This is a genomic window from Vibrio sp. V23_P3S9T160 (genome assembly GCF_963886625.1).
Taxonomy (GTDB): domain Bacteria; phylum Pseudomonadota; class Gammaproteobacteria; order Enterobacterales; family Vibrionaceae; genus Vibrio; species Vibrio anguillarum.
In genome coordinates, this window is record NZ_CAWPDB010000013.1 from 1 (window position 1) to 9,464 (window position 9,464).

Annotated in this window: 7 protein-coding genes and 1 pseudogene; 5 read left to right on the top strand and 3 right to left on the bottom strand. The window is 40.9% G+C overall.

Going from position 1 to position 9,464, the window contains the following annotated elements:
* The first annotated feature begins 202 nt into the window (after positions 1-202).
* The 4 genes from AACU59_RS00810 (at position 203) to AACU59_RS00825 (ending at position 3,864) form a co-directional block, all read left to right on the top strand.
* Positions 203-1,396 (top strand): acetate/propionate family kinase, encoded by a 1,194-nt coding sequence (locus tag AACU59_RS00810; protein WP_026028183.1) that lies wholly within the window; start codon positions 203-205, stop codon positions 1,394-1,396.
* A gap of 509 nt (positions 1,397-1,905) precedes the next feature.
* Positions 1,906-2,469: a Crp/Fnr family transcriptional regulator gene (locus AACU59_RS00815; RefSeq protein WP_094143210.1), complete on the top strand. Its 564-nt coding sequence runs from the start codon at positions 1,906-1,908 to the stop codon at positions 2,467-2,469.
* Positions 2,470-2,539: 70 nt separating this feature from the next.
* Positions 2,540-2,992 (top strand): GNAT family N-acetyltransferase, encoded by a 453-nt coding sequence (locus tag AACU59_RS00820; protein WP_161437670.1) that lies wholly within the window; start codon positions 2,540-2,542, stop codon positions 2,990-2,992.
* A gap of 2 nt (positions 2,993-2,994) precedes the next feature.
* Positions 2,995-3,864, top strand: coding sequence for a DMT family transporter (locus AACU59_RS00825; protein WP_094143206.1), 870 nt, complete (start codon positions 2,995-2,997; stop codon positions 3,862-3,864).
* Positions 3,865-4,066: 202 nt separating this feature from the next.
* Here the strand turns inward: AACU59_RS00825 and AACU59_RS00830 are convergent.
* From AACU59_RS00830 to AACU59_RS00840, 3 genes and pseudogenes are all read right to left on the bottom strand, one after another.
* Positions 4,067-5,163, bottom strand: a pseudogene (locus AACU59_RS00830) (calcium:proton antiporter).
* 229 nt (positions 5,164-5,392) lie between these two features.
* A complete protein-coding gene (locus tag AACU59_RS00835; RefSeq protein WP_094124737.1) occupies positions 5,393-6,172 on the bottom strand; it encodes a TerC family protein in 780 nt (259 codons plus the stop codon).
* 266 nt (positions 6,173-6,438) lie between these two features.
* Positions 6,439-7,161, bottom strand: coding sequence for a ParB-like protein (locus AACU59_RS00840; protein WP_094145660.1), 723 nt, complete (start codon positions 7,159-7,161; stop codon positions 6,439-6,441).
* 494 nt (positions 7,162-7,655) lie between these two features.
* Here AACU59_RS00840 and AACU59_RS00845 point away from each other — a divergent pair.
* Positions 7,656-9,464 (top strand): AAA family ATPase (locus AACU59_RS00845; protein ID WP_161437671.1); only part of this gene is annotated, 1,809 nt, incomplete at its 3' end.

Below are 9,464 nucleotides of genomic sequence, written 5' to 3' on the forward strand. Positions count from 1 at the left end.
GCGCTACAGGATGGACTTAAATATTGATATATTTCTCACTTCAAAAGAAATAATAACTTGCCTCAGATCAAGAAAAAATCGTTTGGCATGATGCTGAAACTAAAACAAAGTTGAAAGATTAAAAAATTATTGAATAATGAGGGTCACGTAAACCAAGAAGTTGTATACTTCAACACTTAGTCTAAAACAGGAAACTTACCCCATGTCGAACTCGTTTGTTTTGGTTATTAACTCTGGCAGCTCATCACTGAAGTTTGCGGTGATTGATTCAAATACGGGGGATGCCGTACTGAGTGGTCTAGGTGAATGCTTTGGGCTTGATGATGCCCGTATGAGCTGGAAGTTTAACGGAGAAAAAGCCAATTGTGCGATTCAAGGTGAAGCGAATCACCACCTGTTGGCGGTTGCAAAACTGGTTGAGCTCGTGAAAAGCTACGGCTTGATTGATGACGTCGTTGCGATTGGGCACCGCGTAGTACATGGTGGCGAGAAGTTTACTAAGACCGTTAAGTTAGACGAAAAAATCGTCAACGAAGTTGAAGCGCTTAGTGATTTAGCACCGTTACATAATAAAGCACACGCGATTGGTATGCGCGCGGCAATGCTAGCGTTTCCTGAGCTACCGCAGTTTGCTGTTTTTGATACCGCTTTCCACCAAACCATGCCAGCAAAAGCCTACACAGGTGCGATTGCAAAAGAGCTATACACTGAGTTTGGTATTCGCCGCTATGGTTTCCACGGAACCAGCCACTATTTTGTGAGCCGTGAAGCGGCAAAAATGATCAACAAGCCAGTTGAAGAAAGCAGCTTTATTTCTGTTCACCTTGGTAATGGTGCGTCAGTGTGCGCAATTAAAGATGGTCAGAGTGTCGATACCAGTATGGGTTTTACACCGCTTTCCGGTTTGATGATGGGCACTCGCTGTGGTGACCTTGACCCCGGCATCATTGAATTTCTATTGAAGAAGGGCTGGACACAAGAACAAGTGTTTAATTCATTGAACAAAGCCTCTGGTTTCTTGGGTGTTTCTGGTTTAACCAGCGATGCACGTGGCATTCTAGAAGCCATGGAGCAAGGTCATGAAGGCGCTACATTGGCCTTCCAAGTCTTCACCTACCGTGTGGCGAAATACATCGCGTCATACCTTGCAGCGCTTGATTCGCTCGACGGTATTATTTTCACCGGTGGTATTGGCGAAAACGCATTGCCTATTCGTCGTGAAATTCTACGCAACCTGAAAATTCTTGGTTTTGTGGAAGATGAGCAAGGCAACGAGCAAGCTCGATTCGGTAATGCTGGCATTATCGCAAAATCAGACATGCTAAATGCAGTGGCGCTTGTGGTACCAACTAACGAAGAATTTGTGATAGCCCAGCAGTCGGTTGAGTTGCTATAATTACATTTAAAATCAAATAGATAAAAGCGAGCTTAGTGCTCGCTTTTTTTGTACTCATATGTTGGATAGACCATCGCAAAGCGTGCGAATGGCGAGCACCTATTAATAGCTCTATTGACTTCTGCAATTCATTTTGTGCCCTTAAATCAACAAGGTTCGTGTTGACCTGTTTATGCCCCGAAACAAGCTAACGCAATTACTCTAAAGATCGGTTTTGAACGACAAGCAGACACTAGTAGATAGTAAACTCACAGGGTGTGCTACCTTGCAAAGTCTTGCTGATAAATGATACCTACAGGTAAATATGCCTTATTAATTACGATTCTTGCTTGTAATTCCTTCGCAGCTACAAATAAGGAACAAAGAGGTATAAAATGGCACATAGAATGTTAATTTGATGTAGGTTATCATCACCTGCACACCTATACTTTAATTGTTTTTTGGCTAATTTATTTTGTGCTTAAATATTCAGTTAACGTTTGGTTATAAATACTTAGGTACAACCAATTATGCTTGACGCTTTCCTAGAGCAGTTACAACAAAATGACTTTACTCGGCACGAAGTAGAACAACTAAAGCAATCTGCAAAGCTTTGTTCTTTGCCTAGTCGGCATATTTTTCACCATCAAGGGGAAGTTGCAAAAGAGATTTTCTTTCTATTAGAAGGAATATGTCACGCTGTTTATTTTACTGACAAGGGCAAAGAGTTTAGCAAACAGTTTTATTGGGAAAATGACTGGATCATTGGTTTTGAAAGCCTAGTTAACCAAACGCCATCACCATACCAACTTGAATCACTTACCCCTTGCTCGATTATGTCTCTCCCTATCGAAACATTAAGAACATGGCGTAAGAATAAATATAGTATTTATCTCAAACTATTGGAAATACAACTGATGTATAAAGAAAACAAAGAACGTTTTATGTTGCTTTATACTCCAGAAGAACGCTATCAACGGTTCTGTAACAGTTATCCTAACTTGTTAGAGCGCCTCACCGATTATCAAATTGCAGCTTATCTTGGCATTACACCGATCAGCCTGAGTCGTATCAAAAAACGCAATCCAACTTAACAATTGTTAATGTCTAGACTTATTCACCTTGCTACATTTCGGATATCACTATTTGTAAGGCTGAATTAAAATGATTACTTGGCAACTCCATCCGTTTCCCCAATTAACAACAATGCAACTATATCAACTGCTAAAACTCAGAGTTGACGTGTTTGTTGTCGAGCAAGAATGTCCCTATCCTGAGTTGGATGGTAAAGATCACCAAGAAGGTATTTACCACTTACTGGGTTATCAAGGTGGCAAGTTAATAGCCTGCGCACGCTTAATGCCAAAGGGGGTTAGTTATCCATCCGTCAGTATTGGTCGTGTTGCTATTTCAAAAAGTTCTCGTGGAGGGGGCATAGGGCATCAACTAGTACAAGAGGCTCTATGTGCATGTGACAAGTTATGGCCCAGAGAGTCAATCGAAATTGGCGCTCAAGAACACCTATCAGAATTCTACCAAAACTATGGATTTATGCCGACTTCTGTAATGTATTTGGAGGATGACATCCCACATATCGATATGAAGTTGGAAAAATAACAGTGTATTTTCCTGTGGTAAACCTCGCGATTATCCTTCTCATATTAGGTAATCTTGCTGCTTCACTATCTGATGTCGCAGTTAAGTTACTTAATGGGGAGGTATCAACCTTTCAGTATATTTTTATACGGCAATTATTTTCTACTTTAGTTATTTACCCTTTATGGTTAAAGCAGTCCAAGCAAAAGCGAAAACTGTATAGCGCTAAACTCAATCTATTTAGGGCACATCTAATTATAATAGGCAGCGGTTGCATGGTAATTGCAATCACTCACTTAACTTTAGCTACGGCTAATGCGATTTTTCATGCTGCGCCACTAATGATGCTTCCATTATCGATTTTACTTCTCCAAGAGAAACTAACGATTAAGAGCAGTGTATTATCTCTTATAGGGTTTTCAGGAGTGATTGTGGTTTTAAGACCATCAGAATTTGAATTGGCAGTAGTCTTCGCCCTTGTTACCACATTTACAATTGCGTTGTTCAACCTTACCGCGAAAAAATTACCAACGGAGCAAACTGTTGTCAGCACACTTTTTTGGACATCATTACTTTCACTACCGATCTCTGGCTGTCTAGCTATATTCCATTGGGTGCCTCTTTCGACCACGAATCTGCTGTTCATTTTGGCAAGTGCAACTTTGGTTCTTACTTACAACGGATTAGCTGTTGCTTCGTATCAACGAGCACCTGCTAATTCTATTGCCCTAGCAGAGAACTCAGGACTGGTATTTGTCACCTTATTTGGTGTTACTTTATTCAATGAAGTGCCAGACTTTTTTACCATATTAGGGATATTGATGATCATACTACCTTTATTACCTTGGAAAAGGTTGTTACAAGTAAATCGGTTGAATCAACCGTCCGAATAAACCCAAAAGGCACAGGCGAAAGTGAATTAGAAAATATATTGATGACATCTACCATGAATATAAACCCAACCAATGAAGAGCTGGTAATTGCTCGTGAATGTGTAGAGCGTATTTGACCGTAAGTTTTGCAGCCAATAAAAAGCCCGAGCGTTTAAACTCGGGTTTTTTATTGGTTACGGTTTATTGAATTTGAAGTTATCGACTAAGCATGTTCAAACATCAGGAAAAGATAAACCACAAACAGAACCAAATGCGTTGCGCCATGTAATACATTGGTTCGGCCACTACTGAATGTTACCCTGCACACCATTAAGGTGGTGACAAGTAATACCAAATCAGCAGAGGATAGCCCAAGACGAACCTCTTGATCCATCATCGCGCCGATGAATAAAACGGCTGGAACAGTAAGCGCGATAGTCGCTAGCACAGAACCGAAATAGAGGTTCATTGCTCTTTGCAGTTGATTATTGAATGCAGCCTTAAGTGCGCCAACAGCTTCAGGGGCTAGCACAATACACGCAACAATAAAGCCACCTAATGCCGCTGGGGCTTCCATAACATGCACCCCATAATTGATAGGGATAGCTAAGGTTTTAGCTAGCATTATCACTACTAGAAGGTAGGCCAACAGCATGACTGTATGGTAGCTATTGCTCTGGAGTGGACAGTGATGCTCTTCAGCATTTTCGTGCTCACTGCCAACGAAAAGTGGCTGTGGCTGCGAGTCTGAATTAACAGAAAAACGCCATAAAGCATCACAGATATGGTAATGAGCATCCAAGACATCGCGCTCGACAAGCCACCCTAGCTTCCGCCCTCAGTGAAGTTAGGTAAAACGAGACATAGCAAGGCTAGTGGGATGATGGCGACCAAATAAGATTTAACGCCCTCTAAATTAAAACTTTGCGTATGGTAACGCCACCCACCCAGTAGCAAAGTAAAGCCAACAAGGCCGTTAGTGACCAGCATCACGACCGCGAACATGGTATCACGAGCCATTGTGGGGTTTGGCTCGCCAGTGAGCATTACAGAGGAGATCATCACCACTTCAAGTGAAATTACAGAGAGGGTGAGAATCAAGGTTCCAAATGGCTCACCAAGTTTCACGGCCAGAGCATCTGAATGGCGAACAACGGAGAATATTGCCCGTGTCACAATAGCAAATAGCCCAGTAGAAAGGAGGATATAGATCCAAAATGGGGTCGTATCTGATAGTAAATCAGCCCCTAATGTTTTGAAAAAAAGCAGAGTTAACAGACCAAAAAGCAGTGCGATTTCCTGCCGGAAAAACATTTTCATAGGCAATAGTCTTTTCTGGAATGGTAAACCATTCGACATTGATAAAAGGCTCACCCATACAGGGTGAATAATAATCGAATGATTATGATAGTGTGCTCCTCTTGGAAATACACATTTTCCTTGTTCATCACTCGATGGTTCTTTTTCGTTTCTTCACACACGCAGGCCTAGTAAATAAAGGGTTATGTTGGCGATGAAGTTTGACATTGATGCGCTTTAGCTATCAATATCACCGTACTATTGGCTTTGAACTCAGTAAAGATGCCGTCCTTTTCAACGGACGTAGCTGCTTAATCTTGAGCGATTGTTTCTTCGCCCATTGAATATGACAAATCTCCATTGCCAAACCAAACGCCATCGCAAAATAGACGTAGCCTTTATTGATGTGCAGCTCAACACCTTCCGCGATTAACAAACCGCCCAGCATCATTAAAAACAGTAATGCCAGCGTTTTAAAACCCGGATAACGGGTGACTAAGGCGTTAATGCGCGCTGCGGTTAATATCATGATCACCGCAGACGCTAAAATGGCCGCGACCATGATAGGAATGTCGTTAGTTAGACCCACCGCAGTGATTACCGAATCCATGGAAAATACCGCGTCAACCGCGACAATTTGCAGTAATACGACCGCAAGGCCAGCACTTACTGTCGTCGTATGTGAATGCTCATCAGGCATTAGCCAATTCCACAACTCTTTTGCTGCTTTGAATAACAGAAAAGCACCGCCGAAGATGAGGATAAAATCTCGTCCAGATAATTCGTTGCTAAACCAAACGACTATCGGTGCAGTTAACGACATCAGCCAACTGATAGAAAAAACCAAACCAATCCGAGCGGTAACCGCTAACAAAATGCCTAAGTTACGCGCAAGCGGCCGCTGCTGAACGGGGAGCCGTTCACATAAGACGGAAATGAACACTACATTATCAACGCCAAGAACCACTTCTAAAGCAAGCAGTGTGGCAAATATCGCCCAAGTTTCGGGTAGTAGGAAGAGTTCTAACATATGGCCTCCTTAAATAAGGGGGCACGGTGAAGGGGGGAATCAGTAAATATTGGTCGCCTGAAGGGGTCGTCCATTGTCAATAAAAGCCTCTGTTGCTAAGGAAGCGACAGTAAATCATTGACTGAACCACAAGACAAGAGGGCGATTTGTAACAAAATACATATTCATCTTATCGAACAACGCCCTGCGAGCTATTTGTTCGCTCGCAGGCTAATTGTATCTTCAAAATGATGAGTCTTATTTAAATCACGCTTTGCGATAGAACCTTAGTTTGTCGTGTTGATGAGGTGGCGCATAGTTGAACACTGCTCTCCGGGGTAACCAGGCAGAGCCTTAGCGGCTGAGCTACATGCCAGTTGTGCCGCTTGTTCGAGTCGTTCTGGGAGCGTACTCGCATTGACTGGCACCCAATTCATTTGCTCCCCAAGCCAGCTAGCCCAAGCAAACTCAACAAAATAAACCTGTTCATGCTTGCTGTAATAACCGGCATCTTGTAGTTCACCAGCCAAAGAGCGGTAGGGGTAGTCGGGTAGCTTACTTATGTGTGCAGGTAATTGATCGGGAGTTAGCGGGGCTCCTTTTTCATCGCGCAGCCATGTCCAGTGGTTGCCTTGCATGTCTTGCCAAAAGCTCTCCTTGTTGTCGAGGTGAGCAAGGATGTGGACGGTCACCTCTTTCACACCTTGCTGCCAAAGCGCCTTAGTTAGATGATGTCGGTCAACCAACCAATACTGGCCATCAGCATCTACGATTACCGGAATCTTTTTCTTTTTCATATACTTTTTAAGTTGTGCTGGGCTTTTTGTCGCCAGTTTGGCTTGTGTTTTATCAACTTGTTGTTGACCAACCCCGGCCTGAGTGGGGTGTAGCTGATTAATATCCAGGCTGCACCAGTCCCCGATGCCACTGTCTGTCCCGCAAGGAGCGAGTGCCCATGCTCCCTGACTGATGATTGCGGCGGCAAGCAATATCCATCCTTTGCTCAACATACTATTCCTTTTGAATGATGACGGTACCAATGCAATCAAATGCATTGTTGAGTATTCAATATGTAAAAGTGAAAGTTTAGCCTTCACCGACCCTCTGCCTTGCATTGTAGGAGTTTGAAGCCTAACGGTACAGAAAACATCGATAAGGTGTTGGAGAATTTATCAGTCGGTATATAGTTTGATAAAAATCATGGGGTTACAGTGAGGGCGTAAAGTTATAACTTTGAATGAATGCATTAACGTTTACCATTTGGAGTGTGTTTCAGAGTAGAGTGATTAGCGAGCCGTCAACACACTTTTGCCTCAAAGTGATTTAGTAGCGTGACTTTAGGCTCACTCTGAAACACAACGATTGACCCAATTTTATTAATGATACAAAGTGACTACTGTAATGGTGGCTACTCAAAAAAAACTAATTAACTAACTGAAAATAGAGATTATTTATTGCCAAAATTAATCTCTGGTGACGTTAAATTATCTAACAAGGATGTCGCATGATTAATTCTCTAGAAATTGCTAACGCAGCAACATATGGAATAGTCCCTCAACAGGTGTCACCACTTGAAAAGTTTAATTTCTTCTTTGGTGCAAATGGTGCTGGTAAAACGACAATATCTAGATTGATTGAGGATTCAACAAGGTACGCAAACTGTGCAGTTAAGTGGTCTGGTTCGCCCATAGAAAGATTTGTTTATAATCGAGATTTTGTAGAGAAAAATTTCAATCCTCAAAAGGACCTACCCGGTGTATTTACCTTAGGGGAAGCTGATCAAGCAGTTATAGATAGTATTGCGCAAGGAAAATGTGAATTAGACAAGATAGTTGAAGAAATTAAATCCAAGGAATTAGTTTTAAATGGTGACGACAGCAACAAGGGTAAAATAAGAGATCTTGAAGTTATTGATAATCATTTCACAGATAAATGTTGGTTAGTAAAAGATAAATTAGACGAGTTATTTAAAGACGCTTTTCAAGGTGTACGTAACAGTAAATCCAAGTTTAAAGATCGAGTTATTAGTGAAAACGCTAGTAATACTGCTGATTTAAAAACAAAAGAATATTTAATTGAAAAAGCAAAGACATTATTTGGTGATACTCCAGAATCAAAACAATTAATCCAACTTACTCTTGACTCGTCAAAACTAAAGGAATTGGAACAACATCAGATTTTACAACAGAGAATTATTGGTAAAAATGATGTTGATATAGCAGGTGTAATTAATAAGCTCAATAACAGTGATTGGGTTAGACATGGTACGAACTACTTACCTCTATCAGAAGGTGAGTGCCCCTTTTGCCAACAAACACTACGGAGTGGCTTTGAAGAGCAGTTAGCCAATTATTTCGACGAAACATTTACTCAAAATATTGAATATCTACAGGCTGTAGTGGCGACATATTCTAGCTCATCACAACAATTGATTTCACATCTCGAAAGTCTTGTGGCTAATAGCCATGCAGATATTGACAGCAACTTATTAAAAGCCAAGTTTGACACATTGAAGGCGATAACCAGTGAGAATATGCAGTTGCTTGCTAATAAAATATCAGAGCCTGCTTCTACTGTTACATTAAAAGCTACCCATCAAATAATCGATGAAATTCAATCGATAGTTGAAAACGCCAACAAATCAATTAATCAGCATAATTTGATTGTATCTAACTTTAAAAGCGAAAAAGAATTGTTAGTCAATCAGGTTTGGAAGTTTGTGTTGGAGAAGGAACTGAAAGCAGAACTTCAACAATACACAAAAGATTCTTCAAGTTTGCAAAAAGCTATTCATGGCTTAACTGTCGGTATAAATGCTAAAAAGGCAGATAAGATAGCTAAGGATGCTGAAATAAAGGCACTAGAAAAGGACACTACTTCAATTCAGCCAACTATCGATGCGATTAACAGCTTATTAAAGTCATTTGGATTTACTAGTTTTACTATTGGCAAATCTATGAAAGACAGTTGTTGCTCTATTGTTAGAGGTGATGGCTCTTGTGCAAAAGAGACATTAAGTGAAGGAGAGAAAACCTTTATATCTTTTTTATACTTTTACCATTTACTTAAAGGTAGCTTCAGCGAAGTTGGCATAACAACTGACAGAGTTGTAGTTATCGATGATCCTGTTTCTAGTTTGGATAGCGATATTTTATTTATCGTAAGTACTTTAATAAAAGGATTAATGTCCGATGCTATAAATGATTCTAGCTTAATGAAGCAGTTATTCGTCTTGACTCATAACACTTATTTTTTTAAGGAAGTTACGTTTAATAAAAGGCGATCAGGGCAAGATAAACTGAGTGATGAAACC